An 18,603-nucleotide genomic window follows, 5' to 3' on the forward strand; every position below is an offset into this window, starting at 1 on the left:
AGCTGGGCGAAGCTCAGGCCAGCAGTCCGATCTCGTGGGCTTCGCGGGCCTGTTCGCGGGTGAGTCTGCCCTGTTTGTGGTGGCTGCGGGTGTTGCTGCGGAAGACGCCCAGGCGCACGGGGTGTTCCCGTCCTTCGGTGTCGGTGACCGTCTCGGTGTGCGGGCGCGGTACGCGCAGGTGGCCTTCCCTCTCCTTGAACTGCCGCGCCGCCGCGAGGTTGATCTCCCACCGGGATGCCCCCGCAGGGACGGCCGTGGGGGTGAGTTGTTTCCGTGCCGCCGGCCGTACGCCCATCTCGGTCAGGCGTTGCTGCTGGGCGGGGGTGAGGGTGGGCCAGGCGGCGGGCTGTTCGGCCAGCCAGCTGCCGACGTCGTCGCCGCCGATACCGACGCCGGGGCGGAGTTCATCGAGGGTGGCGCCCTGCCCGAGGAGCCAGCGGGCCTTGGCGTAATGGCGCTGCCAGACCAGGGACCAGCCCGGGTTCCAGTCCGGATCGATGGCCTCCAGCCGCCGGCGACGTGCCCCGGCCCGCTCGGGGTCGGTGCCCAGGCCGCCGGGCTTGCGGGCGGCGTGGAGCCGCTCCCCGACCGGAACACCGGCCAGCGCGGCATGCCTGGGCGCGGCGAGGGTGTGGTGCTCGGCGTGGTAGAGGGCGCACACGTCCAGGAACTCGCTGAAGCGCCGGTCGCGCGGGTCCCACACCATGCCCGCTTCGGACAGCAACTCGGTGCGCCAGTCGGCCAGTTCGCCACGGCGCCAGGCCCGTCGCTGCTCGGCGGTCCACTGTCCCACCGGGTAGGCGAGGGGGCTTGCGCCGAGGTGGACGGTGGCGGTGTAGGGCGGGTTGCCGTGCCCTTGTTCGGCGGCGTAGGCGCGGAAGGCTTCCAGGCCGGCCAGCCAGGCCGTTGATTCGGGGCGCAGAACGCGGGTGCGCACCAGCCGGGCGATCTCCTCGGCGTCCCGGCCCCGGTGGGAGAAACGCAGCAGGGCAGGCTCGAACACCGCCGCGTCCCGGACCTCGTCCCGGGCCTCGTCCTCGGTGTCACCGTCGGCATCGGCGTCGTTCCCGGGATCGGCGGTGGGCTTGGCGGCATCGGACGTGTCCGGGGGGATGCGGGGGTCTCCCGCCGGGTCGGCGGCCACCGCGTCCTCCGCCGTACCCCGGGCACGGTCCGGGCGCAGCGCGAGGCGCTCGACGATGCGCGGGTCGAAGCTGCGCAGTGCGCGCAGGACGGTGACCAGCGGTTCGAAGGCGGGGGTTGCGGCCATGTCGCGGCCCTCGTCCTCCTCGGCCAGGAGGACGGGCACGACCAGGCGGGCCACCTTCCCCTCGTGCGGCGCCTGGCGCAGGGCGCGGCCGACGGATTGCACGATGTCGACGGGCGAGCTGCGCACATCGGCGAACAGGACGCCGTCCAAACCGCAGCGGCCCGTGATGTCGGTGCCCTCGCCCAGCAGGCGGCAGGTGGACAGGACGCGGAACTCGGTCTTGTGGCCCTCCGCGTCCACCCCGTCTGCGATCTGGTCGAGAACCGCGCGCTGGTGGGCGGGCGGATGGAGGCCGCACAGCCACTCACCCCACACCTCACCGGGGAAGCGGCCCGCCGCGCGCAACTCGTCCGCCGCTTCCGGCAGTCCACGGGCGAACGCCATCGCTTCATGAGTACGGGAGTGGAAAGCCAGGAGGCTGGTGGTGCCCGTGTTCTCCATGTGGGCGAGGGCGGCGGTCCGGATGGCGCCGAGCCGCGCACCCCGGCGTTCCTGGAGCGACGCGTCCGTGCCCGGCGGAGCGGGATCGCGGATCTCCAGTACGTCGATCTCGAAGCTGGCCAGCGCGCCTTCCTCGATGGCCTGGCCCAGGGGGTAGGTGAAGACGGCCCGGCCGTAGAGGGCCTCGTCGTCCATGGACGCGACCAGCGCCTCGCCGCCCTCGTCACCCGTTCCCTCCACCTCCCAGACGCGGGGGGTGGCGGTCATGTACAGGCGCCGGTCGGAGGGGATGCGGGTGGTGTCGTGGACGGCCGCCCACGGCTTGGTCGCCAGGCCCGCTGTGCGGTGCGCCTCGTCCACGACCGTCAGACCGAACCCGTCCAGCTTCTGCCCGAACGCACCGGCCAGCGCCCGCTCCAGCACACCCGCGACCGCACGCTCCTCGGCCGCCTCTCCCCCGTCTCCGTCCTCCTCCTCGTCGTCGGAGGGGTCGGCGGGGGTGCCGACGAGGGAGGCGTAGGTGGCGAAGACCGTCACCGGACCGCTGCCGGCCCACAGGGCCAGACGCAGCGGGTTGGTGGTGCAGCGCACCTCCAACTCGCCGGAGAGGTATTGGCGCGTTTCAGGGTCCTTGTCCAGGGAGCAGACCGCCACGGCTGCGCCGCGCACGCCCGCCTCCCGCCATTTCTCCACCGTCTGCACCAGCAGGTTCAAGGTCGGCACCAGCACCAGGACCCGGCCGCGCGGTAGGAGACGGCGGGCGGTCTCGGCCGCGATGAGGGTCTTGCCGGTGCCGGGAGCCGCGACCACCTGCGCCCGCAGCCCTCCGGCGGGCACGCCGCCGGGCGGCTCCTGGAGGGCCAGGACCGCCGCCTCGACGGCCTCTTCCTGACGGGGGCGGAGCGTCACCGTCACGGCCTTTCCCCTGTGTTCGGGGGTTTCCGGGGCGCGTTCACGCTCATGCGGAGAAGCCGACGGAGGTGGCGTACTCGTACGTTCCCCAGTCCGAGCCCAGATCCTGGAGCTGGCCGACCCACGCGTCATCGAGAGCCCCGGGCTCTCCTGCGGCCCAGGCGTCCACGATGCGGTCCCAGTTGCGTACCCTCAGCCGGCGGAACTCGGCCACCGGTGTGATGGCCCGCCTGCGCTGCTCGGGGACGCCGCTCTGGTCCAGGGGCTGGATCTCCACGCGGGTCCCGCCCCGCGCGTTGAGGCGCTGAAGCAGGTGGCGGGCGACGTTGCGGCGCCGGTGGATGCGGTAGGCGGCGTCGATACGCGCGAGGTTGTCCCGGGACGGAAACTGCTTGTGCCGCTGCCAGTTGCGCAACGTACGGCGCGTGACCGCGACCCCGGCATCGGCCATCGCCCGGCGGCCCGACGCCGAGCGGGTGAGGTAGTTGAGCCGGGCGTCCAGGCCCCGGCGGCTGGTGACGGGTGAGCGGATACCGCCCTCCAGCGCGAGCCGGTCCAGGACTTCTCCGGCCAGATCGGCGCTCTTGCGTCCACCGGCACCGTAACGGCCGAAGTCCATCGTGCGCTGCGGCATCGCTCAGCCCACCTCCCGTTCGCGGTAGCTGCCACCGGCTGTCCTCTCCAGCCGGTAGGACTGCTTGGGCTTGACCTCGCTCACCCCACGGCCTTCCGGGAACAGCGGTCTGTCCTTGCCCGGCGCGCGAGCGGTACGCCAATCTCCCACCACATGCAGCTCATCAGTACCCATCATCCGCACGACGGTGAGCCCGGCCTGGTGCGCGGCCCATGCTTTGTGCCACAGGTTCGCGAACGCCTGAGAGCGGATGATGTGCATCCAGTCCTGCCGGTAGAGGTCCCGGTTGTAGTTGGACTCTCCCATCGTGGAGATGAACTTGGAGTACATCGCCTTCACGTACTCGTAGGCCACCTCTCCCTCGGCGGACCGGGACGCCAGCGCGTTGGTGCGTACTTGGACGAGCGCGGAACGCAGGGTCTCCAGGAGCTGTTCGGTGGAGCCGGAGGTCCAGGACTCGTGGATCAGCGGCGGCTCGCACAGGCCGGCCTTGGGGCCGGAGAGGCGCAGCAGGAGACGGAGGGTGGACTCGGTGATCCACAGCGGTCCCGGCTCCTCCCGGTCACCGATCGGGTTGGGCAGCTGCGGATGGTCCCATGCGGGCGGGGTGACCAGGTGGACCCCGGAGCGTTTCGGGTCGTGCGCGGGGCCACCTGCGTCGGGGCCCAGGTGGTGTTCGAGCTGGCCGATGGGCAGGTGGGCCTTGAACGCGCTGAGGTAGGCGCCGTTGATGTCGAGTGCGGTCACCACACCGTCGCCGACCCGATCGAGGACTTCGCTCGGTGCGGTGAAGCGGGGGCGGGCCTCCCAGATGTCATCGGCCTCGTCACGACCCCGTTTGTGCAGGATCTCGGGCAGGTCCGGGTGGTTGCGGAAGTCGTAGCGTCCGCCCTTACGGCTCTTCTCCAGCGCGCCCATCACGCTGGGGATCGCGGTCTTGTTGAGCACCGCGATGGCCTCGGGGACCTCTCCCCCGGTCTCGGCCAGTACGGAGCGGACCCTGGCCTCGATCACCTCTGCCAGTTCGGCCGCCTTCCCGCCGCTCTTGTGCACGGCCGCCGGCGGCCGGGTGCCGGCGGGCCGGCTGGCGCCCGCCTGCGACCGCTGCGGGCGGGGCGGCGGCACCGGACGCTCCTCTCGCCGGGCTGATGCGGGCTCGCGTACAAGTTCTGCGGGCGCCGGCTGCACGGGAGGGGCGGGGGTGGCGGGGGTGTTGAGGAAGCGCAGGTGGACCATGTCCAGCGGCGCGGTGACGGTCTCCAGGACGCCGAGGTCACGCTCGATGACCGCGATCCGCGCGAGCGCCTCATCTCCCGTACGCGTCAGGTGGAAGGTCAGGTCGGCGCCCAGCTCCCGGACCCGCTCGGCGTCGTCCGTATCGAGAACGGCGACGACCGCGATGTCCTGGTCACGCGCCAGCCGGGCCAGCGCACGGGCGGCAGGCGCCAGCCCGCGCCCGGAGAGTGGGGTCTCAGGTGCGCGGACGTGCTGGAGACGGTCGACGACGACCAGAGCCAGATCCTGGATCTGCGCCGCGTCCTGCGCGATGACCGCCGTGGTCGGGGCCGGCCGGGTGAAGCGGAGCGGCGCGGTACGCAGCCGCTCACCCGCCTCCACCACGGCCTGCCGCTGCCCCGTGTCGAGACTGCCCGAGGCCAACTGCGCGTAGGGGACGGCTGCTTCGGCTGCGACGAGCCGGCGCGCGGCGATCTCGACCGGAACCCCCGAGGGCACATAGAGCACAGGACGGGGCTGCTCGACGGCGAAAGCGGCCGTGCGGGCGGCCTGGGCAGGCAGGAGACTCCCGCCCGCGTTCGGCGCGGCAGCCACCAGGGTCAGCTTCCCGCGCGGAAGTCCCCCACTGGCCCGGTCGAGCACATGCACACCGGTGGACAGGCCCACAGCACCGGCCCGCGGGGCAAGCAACCCGTCGAGCACGTCACCGATTCCCATGCTGCCCGGATCCGCGTGACCCCCGGAACGCCGCATCTCATGCGCGACCACCGCCACCGTCGGAGCCGAGCCGACCGTGACCACCTGCATGCCTTTCTGGGCCGCGGTGACCAACTCGCCCGCCTCCCGGCGCGCCTGAGTGGTCGTCCACGCGTGTTCCAGCCGGTCGGCGCCCGTGAACGGGCGCAGCAGCGCGGCATGGTGGCGCTGGGCGTCGACCAGGACGATCTCCTCGCCGTGTCCGACCCGGTCCATCAGCTCCGACCACCGGTTACGGGCCTCGGTGAGCGTCACTTCCTCCATGCCCGTGTGCCTCCTCGGTGTGGGCGCTCCCCCACCGTACCCTCCGCACGTGCAACGCACGTACGTTCACATACGCCGATGAGTTCGGGGGTGAGGAGGGTGGTCCGTACGCACCCGCGGTGTCGATATGCGTGATCCCGAGGTCGGCGGCCCGCGCAGGACGGCGAGCGCGTCGTCCTGGTCGGCAGGCGGGTCCATGGCCCCGGGGCCGGCGAGCTGCATGGCGCCGTAGGGTCCATCGAGGCCCTGAGAGAGGTCCATGGAGGGCCTGAGAGAGGCCCATCGAGGGCTGCCTGAAGCGATGCGCCCACGCACGAGGACGTGACGGTGCTGCCGTTGTGCACCGCCGTTTTGGAGCGGGGACCTGTCCTGGCCGACGCCGGGCCCCGTCCCCGTCCCGTCCCCGGCCGCGGCGCCTTGCCGGGCTGAGCGAGCGGGGTCCGGAGCTCAGTTCCTCGTCGGCGCCGGGGCCTTCGCCCGCCCGGCCAGGTGCTCGGGTTCGAGTACGAAGACCGGGATCACGCGGTTGGCCTTCTCCAGGTATTCGGTGTACGGCGGATACGCGGCGACCGCGCGCTGCCACCACTGGGCCTTCTCGTCCCCGGTGACCTCACGGGCCGTCATGCCCTGCCGTTCGGGGCCGTCCTGGAGATCCGCCTGCGGGTCGGCCTTGAGGTTGAAGTACCAGACCGGGTGACGCGGGAAGCCGCCGTTGGAGGCCACCGCCGCGTACCGCCCCTCGTGCTCCACGCGCATCAGCGGAATCTTGCGGATCCTGCCGCTCTTGGCGCCGCGCATCGTGACGATGACGACCGGCAGGCCCGTGTCCCAGAGCGTTGTGCCCTGCGTGCCGCCCGAACTCTCATACAGCTCGACCTGTTCGCGCACCCACTGCACCGGGCTCGGCTCGTACTCGCCCTCAAGAGGCATCGCATTCACCCCCATTGCCGTGTACGGATTATGCCGGGACAGTCCAGCACAAGCCTCGCGGGAAGGGGAGACCGCCGTTCCCGCTCTGCCGCCCGTGGGCAGCCGGGAGTTTTCGTAGCGGTCGCTGCCGACGCTGCAACGCCACGGCACAGCCGCTCCAGGCCCTGTTCTCGTATAGCTACGGCGAACGGACATGTAGCGCTGTGTGCCTGCTGTGGTCGTCGTTTCCCCTCGCCTGGCGCCTCGTTGAGCTGAACGAGTGATCTAGGTGTACTGCCCCGTGAGGTTGGGGACGCGGCTGGCGGGTGGTTGGCCCTTGAGCGCGGTGTGTCCGCGGTGGTGATTGTAGGTGTGCAACCAGTCGGGGAAGGCTTCGCGTCGTTCGGTCTCGGTCCGGTATGTCTTCGCGTAGGCCCACTCGTCCAGCAGGGTTCGGTTGAAGCGTTCGACCTTCCCGTTCGTCTGGGGCCGGTAGGGGCGGGTGCGTTTGTGTGAAATGCCTTGCGCGGCAGGGGAGTTGCGCCACAGGTTTGACCTGTAGCAGGCGCCGTTGTCGGTCAGGACGCGCTGGACGGTGATACCGCACGAGGTGAAGTAGGCATGGGCCCGTTTCCAGAAGGCGAGGGCGGTTTCCTTCTTCTCGTCGGTGAGGATCTCGCTGTAGGCGAGGCGGGAGTGATCATCGACGGCGTTGTGCAGGAAGCTCATACCGGCCTTGGCACGGTTCTTACGGCCCGCTTGCCGGCCCAGGGCCTTGTGGCCGCCGCCGTCGGGAATGTTGCCGAGTTTCTTGATGTCGATGTGGACCAGGTCGCCGGGGGCGGCGTGCTCGTAGCGGCGGATGACCCGGCCGGTTGCACGGTCGAGACGGGCCAGGCGGGCGAGCCCGTAGCGGGTCAGGACGCGGTGGACAGTTGCCGGGTTCAACCCCAGCAGGTAGGCGATGCGGGCGGGTCCCCAGCGGCGCAGGACACGGACTTTGATAATCCGCCGTTCAGTACGGGCCGGGGACCTGCATGGGCTGCGGTGCGGCTTGCAGGAGTGGTCACTCATGCCCCTCTCGCCCAGCTCACGGTAGCGGCCGGCCCACCTTTGGGCCGTGGTCGCAGAGACCTGGAAGCGTTCGGCGGCCCGGCACAGCGGCCAGCCCTCTTCAACGACGCAGCGGGCCAGACGCAGCCGGCCGGTCTCGGTAAGGGGTGCATTACGGTGGGGCACGAGGGCCTTTCGTCGTACGGTGCAGATGTCGCAATCCACACCGAACCCGGAAGGCCCTCACACATTCACGATCGACCCACCATGCGGCCCGTCACCAACCTCCGTGGGTAGAACACCTAAGCACCCCACCTACCAGGCGATCGAGGAGCTGGGCCGGTCGGTGCGTACGGCGTTCGTTTGCGACTACCTCGCCGACGTCGAACTGCGCCAGGAGATCCACGAGGGCCTGCAGGTCGTGGAGAACTGGAACTCCGCGAACAAGGACCTCTTCTACGGCAAGGACGGCGACCTGGCCGGACAGGACAAGGAGTCCCAGGAGGTATCGATGCTCGCGCTGCATCTGCTCCAGTCCGCCCTGGTCTACCTGTTGACTGAACTACCGGGAGAGTTTGCCCAGTTCAGCGGACAGTCCGCGAAGCGCGTGACTATGGTCCCGCCCCATGATCGAGAGAGATGGGCAGGACCGAGATCTGCGCTCGTTGGTCGTACCGCGGGTCGGGGCGCTCCTGGAGACCCGCGACGTCTGGGAGCCGTACCGGCTGCTTGATCCCGCCGGGACGATCGTCGAGCCGGTTGCGATGTACCTGAAGGACTTGCAGGGCATCGGACGGCCCGCGACGACGCAGCGTTCGTACGGGATGGATCTGCTGCGCTGGTTCCGGTTTCTGTGGGCGATCCGGACGCCCTGGGATCAAGCGACCCGGGACGAGGCACGGGACTTCTCCCGCTGGATCCAGATCAGCGACAAGCCGAGACGGCCCGGCGCCATCGCAGCGTCGGCGATCCCGAACCCGGTGACGGGGAAGGCGGGACCTGGCCGCAAGTACGCACCGACCACCTGCGGCCACAGCGAGAGCGTGCTGCGCGGCTTCTACGACTTCCACCGCGATGCCGGGTCGGGGCCGATGGTCAATCCGTTCCCGCTGGCCCGACGCGGCGGCAGGGCCCATGCCCACCACAACCCGATGGACCTCTACCGCAACGAGCGGTCAGGTCTGTATCGCCCCCGCCATGTTCAGCGGGTGCCACGCAGCATCCCGGACGAGAAGTTCAACGAGCTGTTCGCTCAGCTCGGTTCGCACCGGGACCGCGCACTGGTGGCCTTCTGGGTGTCCACCGGCGCACGGGCTTCGGAGCTGCTGGGCGCCCGCTACGGCGATGCCGACCCCGGCCAGCAGCTGATCACCGTGGTCCGCAAGGGCACGCGGGCCATCCAGCAGCTGCCGGCCTCGCCGGACGCCTTCGTCTGGCTCCGGCTCTACCAGGCACAGATGCACGGCCTGGCGCCCACGGGCATCGACGATCCACTGTGGTGGACCCTGCGGAGGCCCTTCCGGGAACTCGGCTATCACGCCGCCTACCGGATGTTCAGCCGGGCGAATGCCGCCCTGGGCGCCAACTGGTCCTTACATGATCTGCGGCACACCGCGGCCTACCGAATGGCCCGCGACCCAGACATGTCGCTCACCGACGTGCAGTGGGTTCTTGGCCACGCGCATCTGAGTACCACTCAGCTTTACCTGACACCCCTCACCGAGGACGTGATCGCGGAAGTGCTCGCGCACCACGTCCGCAGGTCAGCAGCCGGCTCCACAGCGACAACCGTACAGAACAACGGGCCGTCGGCGCCGTCGTATCGGCCGGAAGCGCTGAACATCCTGTTCGGGGAGGGAACCGCGTGACCACGCAGGTGTCGACCACGGCACGCTCTGCATCGCGGCAGCTCAGCCCGGAGATGGTGGCGATGCTGAAGAGCTTCCCGCCCCGCGGCCCCGAACAGCGCTGGAAGGCCACCGAGCAGGCACGTGAACAGGTGATGGAACGACTGCTCGCACCGCCGTTCGTGCTGACGTCCTCGGCCTCCCAGTCCCGCCGCAGAACCGGCCTGACCAAGACCCTGGCCTGGTTGGAGCGGTTTCCCGGGCAGACCTGGCAGGGCCGCTGGAACGCCAGCGGCGCCGACATGGCCGGCAACATCGCCTGGCGGCACATGGCCGTCTCCTGGCTTCAGTCCAGCGGCTGGTCCTACCAGGACCCGAAGAAGGACTTCGATGTCCTGGGCAGCGGCATCCTGACGCTGATCAGCGGCGATGTCATCCGGCCCAGCCTGTCGTGGCTGCTGACTCCGGGGACGGTGCAGATCCTGACGGCCGAGATGGCACGCAGCCGCGACCCGGATGGGTTCGCCGCCCTGGCGGCCGTCTGCCGGAGCGACCCCGCCAACACCCACACCAAGGACGGCGCACTGCGGCGGATCGCCACCATCATGGCCGCCAAGGGCGGCATGGTCCGCGACATCACAGTCGGGGACTGCCTGGAGCTGGCGGACCTCCTGCTCAGCATGGGCAGCCGTAACGTCGACACGAGCGTGTACTTCTATCAGCTGCTGCACGCCACGGGGTTCTTCCCGACCGCGGCCCCGGCGACGGTCCGGGTTTTCAACCCCAAGAACCAAGGGCAGATCAGCATCGAGCAGATGATCGACCGCTACGGCATCGCCTGTCGGCCGATTCGGGATCTGTTGGTGGACTACCTGCGAGAACGCGCTCTCTCGCTCGACTACACCTCGCTGCGAGCGGTGGCCTTCGGCCTGGGCAAGCTGTTCTGGAGAGACCTGGAGGACCACCACCCGGGGATCGACTCCCTGCGCCTGGCGCCGGATGTCGCCGCGGAATGGAAACGGCGGGTCGCGATGAAGACGACCCGCAGCAAGACCGCCGCCGGCGACGTCGTCGAAACGCAGGTTCCACGCGCCGACCGCGGCATCAACTACCTCGCCATGGTGCGGGCCTTCTACCTCGACCTCGCCCAGTGGGCCATGGACGATCCCGCGCGCTGGGGCATCTGGGCGGCGCCCTGCCCGATCCGCGAGGAGGAGATGTCGCGCAAGAAGGAGAAGGCCAGTCGCAAATCACGTATGGACCAGCGGACACGCGAGCGGCTGCCCGTCCTCCCCCTCCTGACGCAGACAGTCGACGCTGAACGCCGCCGGACCGCTGAGCAGCTCGAAGCCGCACAGAACACCGCCCCGGGAGCTGACTTCACCGCGGCCGGTCAGCGCTGGCACCGGCCGGTCACCAAGAACCCCACGGCCAAGGTCTGGGCCCAGGACCCCGAGACCGGGCGACGCCAGGACCTCACGCTGGAGGAGCATCGGGCGTTCTGGTCCTGGGCGATCGTCGAAGTCCTGCGGCACACCGGGATTCGCGTCGAGGAGCTGACCGAGCTCTCCCACCACAGCCTCGTCCAATACCGGCTGCCCAGCACGGGCGAGCTGATCCCGCTCCTGCACATCGCCCCGTCCAAAACCGATGCCGAGCGCTTGCTCGTTATCTCCCCTGAGCTCGCCGACGTGCTCAGCACGATCATCAGCCGCGTCCGCGACGCAAAGGGCGCCGTCCCTCTCGTCGTCTCCTACGACAACCATGAACGCGTCTGGAACCCGCCGATGCCGCTGCTGTTCCAGCGCCACATCGGCGTGGAGAACCGGCCGATCCCGCCTGCCGGGATCAGAGACATGCTCAACGACGCGCTTGCCCGCACCGGTCTCACCGATGCCAGCAAGCGGCCGCTGGCCTTCAGCCCCCACGACTTTCGCAGGTTGTTTATCACGGACGCGATCATGAACGGGATGCCGCCCCACATCGCCCAACTCGTGGTAGGCCACGGCGATATCAACACCACCATGGGCTACAAGGCGGTCTATCCCGAGGAGGTCATCAACGGCCACCGGGCCTTCATCGCCCGCCGCCGCACCACCCGCCCCAGCGAGGAATACCGAACCCCGACCGACGAGGAATGGGAGGAGTTCCTTGGCCACTTCGAGCGCCGCCGGGTCGCCTTGGGCGACTGCGGCCGAGCCTATGGGACCGGTTGCGTCCATGAACACAGCTGCCTGCGATGCAGTCTCCTGCGGCCCGACCCCGCCCAGCGCGGCCGCATCGTGCAGATCCGCGACAACCTGCTCGACCGCATCGCTGAAGCCGAACGCGAGGGCTGGCACGGCGAGGTCGAGGGCCTCAAGGTCAGCCTCGCCGGAGGAGAGCAGAAACTCGCCCAGCTCGACCAGCGAACCAGCCGGGTGGCTACCGTCCATCTCGGCCTGCCGACTTTCCGCGATGTCGCCGGTCGCACGGTCACCGCGGGCGAGCGACCAGGGGCCTGAACCGGGGCAAAGCGAAGTTCAGAGAACATGTCAACACGCTGCTGATGCAGCAGGTCCTCGCCGATCCGAAGTGGACTGACACTCTCACCGACGCGGACCGGCGGGCGCTCTCCCCGCTGTCCTGGACCCGTGTGAATCCCTACGGCCGGTTCGAGCTGGACATGAACAGACGCCTCGACCTGGACCTGACCGCCCGGGACGCCGTGCCCAGGCCGCGCGCCCCCGAGGGTAGACCGGCGGCGGCCCTGGGGTGAGGAGCTGGGGCTCCGATCGCCTACGAACAGCATCTGGTCACCAGCACTCTCACCGCATAACGACACAAACAAGTGTCCATTTCACGGGGGAAGGTTCAGTCGGCGTGTCTTCGTGGGCCGCGACAACCTCCTGGAGCATCTTGACGCCGTCGCCGCCGAACTCGATGGCCGCCCACGCAAAACGCTCGGCTGGGAAACCCCAGCCGAGCGCCTGCATAAACTGCTCGCGGCCTGATCGACACGACCACGTGTTGCAGCGCCCCCTGAAACCGCCGTGGTAGCGGGCCTTACGCCCGTGGCGGGACGGCAGACGAGCTCAGAGCTGGGTTTCGCCGCCGTCCACGGCCAGCTCGATGCCGGTGGTGTACGTGGCATCGAAGGCGAGGAATGCCGCCGCCTTGGCGAACTCTTCGACGGTGCCGTAGCGCTTCATGGGGTTGCTCGCGGTCCGCTCCGCCCTGAACTGGTCGGCGGCCTCTTTGGACAAGTTCATCGTTTCCAGAATCCCCGAGTCGATGGGACCCGGGCTGATCGCATTGACACGGATTCCCCGCGGAAGCAGCTCGCGGGAGAAGGTGCGGGCCATCGAGCGCAGCGCCGCCTTGCCTGCCGCATAGACGCTGCTGTCCACCATGCCGATGACGTTCGCGATCGAGGTGGTGAGGACGATGCCGGCGTTCGCGCTCAGCAGCGGGGCGAGCTTCTGCACAGTGAAGAAGGCGCCCTTGACGTTGATCGCGAACAGCTCGTCGTACACGTCCTCGGTCGTCGACTCAAGGGGCGTGAGGGGTGAGATGCCGGCGTTGACGAACAATGCCTCGATCGAGCCGAGCTCGCTCTTTACACGGTCGGCGAGCATATCCAGGTGAGACAGTGAGGCCGCATCCGCCCGGACGGCTACGGCATTCCCGCCGAGCCGCTCGCGTGCCGCGTCGAGCTTGGCCTGAGAACGGCCGGTGATCATCACGCGGGCTCCGCCTTGCACCAGCAGCTCCGCCAGCGCGAGCCCCATGCCGCTGCTGCCACCCGTGATCACCACATTCTTGTCGCTGTACTGACCCATACCGAGGTTGCTCCGTTCCATCACCAAAAACTTGTCGATATATCTGGATGTCGCCGTCCATGAAGCGAATCAGCCGAGGGTTTCGATCTTCATGTCGCCCGTGGTGACCGTGCGGATGTGATCGCTGGCGAGCAGGCCGTGCGGATTGCCGAGGTCGATGGCGCTGACCTCGTCGAGGCGGGCCAGATGGGAAGGAGTGAGGTCGACCTGCAGGGCACCCAGGTTGTCCTCCATCTGCGCGATGGTGCGGGCGCCGATGATGGGTGCCGTCACGCCCGGGGCGTTCAGGGTCCAGGCCAGTGCGACCTGGGCGGGTGTGCGGCCCAGCTCCGAGGCCACCTCCTTCACCGCATCGGCAATGGCAAGGTTGCGGTCGGTGACCCATCCCAGGGCGACGTTGAGGCTCTTGCGGTTGCTGGCGGTTTCGCCGACAACGGAGCCCGCCTGGTTCTGGTCCTCCCGGCTGTACTTGCCGGTGAGCACCCCGCCGCCCAACGGGGAGAAGGGGACCACGCCGAGTCCCATCTCGCGTGCCATCGGGATCAGGTCACGCTCCGCGGTGCGCTCGACCAGGCTGTACTCGGTCTCCAGTGCGACCAGTGGCGACCAGCCGCGCAGGTCGGCGATCGCCTGCATGCGCGACACCTGCCAGGCCGGGGCGCTGGAGATCGCCACGTACAGCACCTTGCCCTGCCTCACCAGGTCGTCCAGGCCCCGCAGGATCTCCTCCACCGGCGTCCTGAAGTCCCATACGTTCACGTAGAGCAGATCGATGTAGTCGGTGTTGAGCTGCCGCAGACTGGCTTCCACCGACGCCAGCATGCTCTTGCGGTGGGTACCCCCGGAATTCGGGTCACCGGGCTGACGCAGCGTCGAGTACTTCGTCGCCAGCACCATCTTGTCGCGGTTGGTGCGGGCGAATTCGCCGAGCAGTCGCTCGGAGCTGCCGTTGGTATAGGTGCTGGCGGTGTCGAAGAAGTTGCCGCCGAGCTCGGTGTAGCGGTCGAAGAGCTTGCGCGCCTCGTCGCGCTCGGCGCCCCAGCCCCACTCGGTGCCGAAGGTCGCCGTGCCCAGCGCCAGCGGTGAGACCCGGAGTCCGGAACGGCCCAGCAGCCGATAAGTGTCGAGAGTGAGTGCCATCGTGTTCTCCTGTGAGGTGCGGTTCGTGGCGTTCGAGAGGTGCGGACTGGTGGTCGGCTCGCCCGGGTTTCAGGCACCGAGCCCGTAGCCGCCGGCCCCGGTGATGTCCTGGCCGGTGATGTAGCCGGCGGCGTCCGAGGCGAGGAAGGCGACTGCTTCCGCGACCTCCTGGGGGAGCTCGGATCTTGCCCGTGCGAGGGAATCGGGATTTTGTCCGGTGACCGCGACCTGGTAGCCGCGGGCGCGCAGCAGCTCGGCCGTCGCTCTGCCGATCCCGGTCGTTCCCCCGGTGATGAGAGCTGTAGGCATGGCAAACCTTTCGTCGCTGAAGCGATGGGTGAGACCACCCGTAATCGGGGAACTCCCCGTTTGTCTCACCGTACACTGAAACGGGGACATCCCCGAATCGTTCCCGAGCCTCATCCGACACTCACGATCGCGAAGGTCATGACACCTCTACGCAGCACCCTGCGCGCCGACGCGCAGCGCAACCGCGAGCAGCTGATCGCCACGGCCGCCGAAGTCTTCGCGTCCGGACGCGCGATCTCGCTGGACGCGATCGCCAAACGCGCGGGAGTGGGGAACGCCACCCTGTACCGGCACTTCCCCACCCGAGAGGATCTGGTCGAAGAGGTCTACCGGGACCAGATCCGGCCCTTGCGCGAAGATGCCCGCACCCTGCTGGCTACCAAGCCGCCCGCGCAGGCCCTCCACGCGTGGATGCTCCGATTCGCCGACTGGGCCGGTGAACGACGCGGCATCTGCGAGGCCCTGGTCGCCATGAGCGCTTCCGGCCGCTTCGGCACCGGACCGGTCTGCGACGAGGTCCAGCAGGTCCTGGCGATGGTGCTCGAGGCCGGCGCCACAGCAGGAGAACTGCGCAGCGACATCGACCCGGTCGAGGTAGGCGGCATCCTCGTCGGTTTGCTCTCCGTGGCCGACGCACCCGAGCAGCGCCCCCAACTGAACCGCATGCTGGACGTCGTCGTCGACGGACTCAGGCCCCGCTAAGCGATACGCCAGCGGTTCGGCGAGGCGTCGGCCTATGCCGGACGGCATGGCTGCGGCCGCGGCGGTCGTGGCGCCCCAGACCTTGGTGAGGACCGTCGGGATGATTGCCTACGTTCGGCTCGTTCCCCGCCTCGCGACAGCGCCCGAACGGCTCGTCAGGTGTTCCTGCCGTCGCCGCTCAAGGGGGATCACCGAGGTGGACCCAGAAACCGCCAGTAGTTGATCTTGGAGGCGTCAGCGCTTCCGGCGGGCGGCGGAGTCGCGTTCGGCGACGTGTCGGGCGACCGCGTCGACGCCGGGGCGGGCGTACCGCTCCGGGGAACGGACGGATGCGTGGCGGGAGCGGACCAGCAGCATCGGGGTGGAGGTGCCGCCCTCAGTGTCGTGTGTCAGGGCACTGTGGCGTAGCCGATGGAGCGTCCAGCCGTTCAAGTCCTCGATGTCCTCGGGCGAGGCGAGAGGGTTGGCCAGTAGTCGGGTGTTCTCCTCGAAGATTTCCTCGGCCCGGCGATAGGAGAGCCGGGCCCGGCCGGTCTCGGAGCACACGTCCAGCGTGGGTGTTCCGGCCGGGGCCTTGCGGTCGGTGAGGAACAGCGGGCCACGGGTGCGACGGGCGATCAGTCGGGGCAGGAGCTGGGCGGTGCCGGACTGCCAGTGAATCCACTCGATCGCCCCACCCTTGGCGGTGATCCTGCCGCGCTTGTCCTGCGGATATAGGTCCTCCACGTTCAGGCACAGCACCTCATCGGCGCGGGCCGCCGACTCGTAAAGCATCTTCCAGAACGTCTTCTCCCGCAGCGAGACGTCCAGCCGCCACAGGGCGGCGATCTGTTCCTCAGCAAGGGCCTTGGTGCGGTCGGGCGGTGCCGGCCGTCGCTCGATGCCGATCGTGGGGTCGGATTCGATCCATCCCTGGCGCTGCCATCAGCCGATCGCCTTGCGCGCGATGGACAACTCCCGGTTGACGGTGTCGGCGTCCATCTCGTCCGCCCGCGCCGCCGCCAGCTCGGCCAGCACCTCGGGCGGGGCTGGGTCGTCGATCGCGGTGAGGGGGAAGACGGGCGGCTTCGCGCCTCGGCGGGCGGGTCCGGTCGGCGCCGGTTCGCCGGCGAGCATCCATCCCCATGTTGTCAGCGAGATCCGGTAGATCCGCGCGGAGGACTTCGCGATGCCCGCGCCGGTGAGGTACTGCTCGACCGCTGCGGTGTACGACGAGGGCGGGGCGGACAGAGGCATCACCCGGGCGCGCGGCAGCCGGAGCGTGCCCCCGCTCCCGAGTTCGGTCACTGGTTCGATCGTCACGTCCGTCCCGCCCTTCCGGTGCTACCGCAGTAAATGCGTACACCTCGCCCCGGTGGCCGGAATCGTCCGTCGCAGGTCGCGATGATCACGGCAGGTGCTCTGCCGCAGTAAAGCCGGTATTTACTGCGACACCATCCTGCCGAGTCACTAGGCAGGCCGGAAGTCCGATAAGTGAACCTCGAAGCTGAATCGCTGCCGCCGCCGATCGCTATGCCGTCGGCCCTCGCGCCCACTCCTCCAGCCCCGAGCGTCACCCTGCGCTACATGTCCGTTCGCCGTAGCTATACGAGAACAGGGCCTTCCAGTGGAAGTTCGCCACCTCCGGTCCGGACGCTCTACCGGCGAACCCGGGGCCGAGAGCGGCGAACCCGTGCACAAAAGCGGCGACGTCAGACCCGATCGGCACACCGCCGATGGCCAGGAAGAATCCTCAGCCGAGCCCGCTACATGATCACCCCGCGAAGCACTTACGAACTGGACCGCCAAGCCTCGGCCCTCCGAGCCGATGTCCCGCCGGGGAGCACCGGGGAGCACCGGGGAGCACCGGGGAGCACCGGGGAGCACCGGTGCAACGCCTACCAGTGAGGGCGATCATGGCCGACTCCGACGCGGGAGGCTTCCGTCGAAGATCGTAGGCTTGTGGCGTGGCATTTATGAGCACCCCGCACTGCTGCTTCCTGTGACCGGCAGGTTCTGAGGGCGACGCCGGACGGCGTCGCCCTCCTTGGCGTGCCTGCCGCCTGAACCACGTTCTCTGTGCGCTGCCGCATCCCGGTGACCAGGTGCTGGGCCTGCGTGTTCCTGGGGCGGCGCCCTTCCGGGTGCACCGACAGGCACGGTCCCTTCCCCTTCACCGTTGCCAGGAGTGCCCCGTGCCCGTTCTTCGCCCTGCCCTCGAATCGTTCCTCGACCTGCTGCGCTGCCCGACGTGCCACGCTCACCTCCGTCCCGGTGGTGGCGCGCTGCGCTGTCCTGCGGGCCACACCTTCGATGTCGCTCGCCATGGCTACGTCAGCCTCCTGGCGGGTGCCCGCGCCACCAGCGGCGATGACGCCGCCATGGCCCGGGCCCGGGACCGGTTTCTGTCCACCGGCAGGTACGGGCCCATCCGCCGGGCCGTGGCACGCATGGCGGCCGACGCCGTGACCGAACGAGGCACGGTCGTGGACGTGGGGTGCGGCACGGGCTACTACCTGGCCGGTGTGCTCGACCAACTGCCCGCCGGCCGCGGGCTGGGGCTGGACACCTCGGTGCGCGCACTGCGCTCGGCAGGCCGAGCCCATGTACGGGCCGCCGCCGCGAGCTGGGACGTCTTCCGTCCCTTTCCGCTGGCCGACGGGGTGGCCGATGTCGTACTGGACGTGTTCGCGCCCCGGAACCCCTCCGAATTCCACCGGGTGATGCGCTCAAACGGCCGGTTGATCGTGGTGCGCCCTACCCCACGGCACCTGGCCGGGCTGCGCGGCCCGCTTCCCGCCATGGTCGCGATCGACCCGGCCAAGGAAGAGCGCCTGCACCAAGCCCTGAACCCCTTCTTCGATGCCTCCGCCACCGAGCTGGTCGAGTACCCCGCGTCCCTGGCCAGGCACGAGGTCCTCGACCTGGTGGGGATGACACCGAGCGCGCGCCACATGCCAAGCGCGGACCTGGACCAGGACAGCCACCTGCCCGACCGGATCAGCGTCTCCGTCTCCGTCCTGGTCACCTCCTACCGGCCACGGTGACCACGTACAGGCACGCTCATCCGCCTGCCGGCGGCCGAGCACGAAGGCTGGCTGTTCCCCACAGGGCTCACCGCGCGGCTGACCGCTCGGCGGAAACCCGCAGCTAGTGCTCTGACCGCATAGGTTTGCCGGGTCGTTCAGGCAGCGGCGGGGAGAGGGCGTCCGCCCCAGCGGATGCCCTTTTCGTGCCGGATTCGGGCGCGTTCTTTGCGTTCTGCGGTCAGGACGTCGCGGTGGCGGGCGTTGGCGTTGCGCCACCGCAGGTAGGCGTGCAGGGCCCGGG

16 protein-coding genes and 3 pseudogenes are annotated in these 18,603 nt (G+C 69.3%); 7 read left to right on the forward strand and 12 right to left on the reverse strand.

Annotated elements, in window-relative coordinates; all coding sequences use genetic code 11:
- Window positions 1–13: 13 nt before the first annotated feature.
- The 6 genes and pseudogenes from NMN56_RS33745 to NMN56_RS33770 form a co-directional block, all read right to left on the reverse strand.
- Entirely contained in the window at window positions 14–2,626 is a 2,613-nt protein-coding gene (locus NMN56_RS33745) for a DEAD/DEAH box helicase (protein WP_274043425.1), read from the reverse strand.
- A gap of 43 nt (window positions 2,627–2,669) precedes the next feature.
- Window positions 2,670–3,257 (reverse strand): transcriptional regulator, encoded by a 588-nt coding sequence (locus NMN56_RS33750; RefSeq protein WP_274043426.1) that lies wholly within the window; start codon window positions 3,255–3,257, stop codon window positions 2,670–2,672.
- Between the two features lie 3 nt (window positions 3,258–3,260).
- Window positions 3,261–5,513 carry a DnaB-like helicase C-terminal domain-containing protein gene (locus NMN56_RS33755; RefSeq protein ID WP_274043427.1) on the reverse strand — a complete coding sequence of 751 codons (2,253 nt, stop codon included), beginning with the start codon at window positions 5,511–5,513 and terminating at the stop codon, window positions 3,261–3,263.
- A 100-nt stretch (window positions 5,514–5,613) separates the two neighbouring features.
- Window positions 5,614–5,744: pseudogene (locus NMN56_RS33760) on the reverse strand (aldo/keto reductase); the annotation flags it as partial.
- A gap of 216 nt (window positions 5,745–5,960) precedes the next feature.
- Window positions 5,961–6,443, reverse strand: a complete 483-nt coding sequence (locus tag NMN56_RS33765; protein ID WP_274043428.1) for a nitroreductase family deazaflavin-dependent oxidoreductase — start codon at window positions 6,441–6,443, stop codon at window positions 5,961–5,963.
- A gap of 264 nt (window positions 6,444–6,707) precedes the next feature.
- Entirely contained in the window at window positions 6,708–7,661 is a 954-nt protein-coding gene (locus NMN56_RS33770) for an IS481 family transposase (RefSeq protein ID WP_274043429.1), read from the reverse strand.
- Between the two features lie 121 nt (window positions 7,662–7,782).
- Here NMN56_RS33770 and NMN56_RS33775 point away from each other — a divergent pair.
- The 5 genes and pseudogenes from NMN56_RS33775 to NMN56_RS33795 all read left to right on the forward strand — a co-directional run.
- Window positions 7,783–8,034, forward strand: a pseudogene (locus NMN56_RS33775) (Tn3 family transposase); the annotation flags it as partial.
- A gap of 67 nt (window positions 8,035–8,101) precedes the next feature.
- Window positions 8,102–9,343 carry a tyrosine-type recombinase/integrase gene (locus tag NMN56_RS33780; RefSeq protein WP_274043430.1) on the forward strand — a complete coding sequence of 414 codons (1,242 nt, stop codon included), beginning with the start codon at window positions 8,102–8,104 and terminating at the stop codon, window positions 9,341–9,343.
- The gene (locus tag NMN56_RS33785) at window positions 9,340–11,826 is read left to right on the forward strand and encodes a tyrosine-type recombinase/integrase (protein ID WP_274043431.1); all 2,487 of its coding nucleotides are present in this window, start codon (window positions 9,340–9,342) and stop codon (window positions 11,824–11,826) included. The genes NMN56_RS33780 and NMN56_RS33785 overlap by 4 nt, the downstream gene beginning before the upstream one ends.
- A gap of 41 nt (window positions 11,827–11,867) precedes the next feature.
- Window positions 11,868–12,080 carry a Tn3 family transposase gene (locus NMN56_RS33790; protein WP_274043450.1) on the forward strand — a complete coding sequence of 71 codons (213 nt, stop codon included), beginning with the start codon at window positions 11,868–11,870 and terminating at the stop codon, window positions 12,078–12,080.
- Window positions 12,081–12,192: 112 nt separating this feature from the next.
- Entirely contained in the window at window positions 12,193–12,315 is a 123-nt protein-coding gene (locus NMN56_RS33795; RefSeq protein ID WP_274043454.1) for a hypothetical protein, read from the forward strand.
- Window positions 12,316–12,396: 81 nt separating this feature from the next.
- Here NMN56_RS33795 and NMN56_RS33800 read toward each other — a convergent pair whose 3' ends face one another.
- From NMN56_RS33800 to NMN56_RS33810, 3 genes are all read right to left on the reverse strand, one after another.
- Window positions 12,397–13,143, reverse strand: coding sequence for an SDR family oxidoreductase (locus tag NMN56_RS33800; protein WP_274043432.1), 747 nt, complete (start codon window positions 13,141–13,143; stop codon window positions 12,397–12,399).
- A gap of 69 nt (window positions 13,144–13,212) precedes the next feature.
- Window positions 13,213–14,283 carry an aldo/keto reductase gene (locus NMN56_RS33805; protein ID WP_274043433.1) on the reverse strand — a complete coding sequence of 357 codons (1,071 nt, stop codon included), beginning with the start codon at window positions 14,281–14,283 and terminating at the stop codon, window positions 13,213–13,215.
- 69 nt (window positions 14,284–14,352) lie between these two features.
- Entirely contained in the window at window positions 14,353–14,592 is a 240-nt protein-coding gene (locus NMN56_RS33810) for an SDR family oxidoreductase (protein ID WP_274043434.1), read from the reverse strand.
- Between the two features lie 138 nt (window positions 14,593–14,730).
- Between NMN56_RS33810 and NMN56_RS33815 the strand changes: the two genes are divergently transcribed.
- Window positions 14,731–15,294 (forward strand): TetR/AcrR family transcriptional regulator, encoded by a 564-nt coding sequence (locus NMN56_RS33815; RefSeq protein ID WP_274043435.1) that lies wholly within the window; start codon window positions 14,731–14,733, stop codon window positions 15,292–15,294.
- Between the two features lie 234 nt (window positions 15,295–15,528).
- Here NMN56_RS33815 and NMN56_RS33825 read toward each other — a convergent pair whose 3' ends face one another.
- Both NMN56_RS33825 and NMN56_RS33830 read right to left on the reverse strand, forming a co-directional pair.
- Window positions 15,529–16,182, reverse strand: coding sequence for a tyrosine-type recombinase/integrase (locus NMN56_RS33825; RefSeq protein WP_347178693.1), 654 nt, complete (start codon window positions 16,180–16,182; stop codon window positions 15,529–15,531).
- Window positions 16,183–16,218: 36 nt separating this feature from the next.
- The gene (locus tag NMN56_RS33830; protein WP_274043436.1) at window positions 16,219–16,596 is read right to left on the reverse strand and encodes a hypothetical protein; all 378 of its coding nucleotides are present in this window, start codon (window positions 16,594–16,596) and stop codon (window positions 16,219–16,221) included.
- Window positions 16,597–17,468: 872 nt separating this feature from the next.
- Between NMN56_RS33830 and NMN56_RS33835 the strand changes: the two genes are divergently transcribed.
- On the forward strand, window positions 17,469–18,320 hold the full coding sequence (locus NMN56_RS33835) for a putative RNA methyltransferase (protein ID WP_274043437.1): 852 nt from the start codon (window positions 17,469–17,471) through the stop codon (window positions 18,318–18,320).
- Between the two features lie 137 nt (window positions 18,321–18,457).
- Here the strand turns inward: NMN56_RS33835 and NMN56_RS33840 are convergent.
- Window positions 18,458–18,603: pseudogene (locus tag NMN56_RS33840) on the reverse strand (IS630 family transposase); the annotation flags it as partial.

The sequence above is a fragment of the Streptomyces iconiensis genome (assembly GCF_028657195.3).
GTDB lineage: Bacteria > Actinomycetota > Actinomycetes > Streptomycetales > Streptomycetaceae > Streptomyces > Streptomyces iconiensis.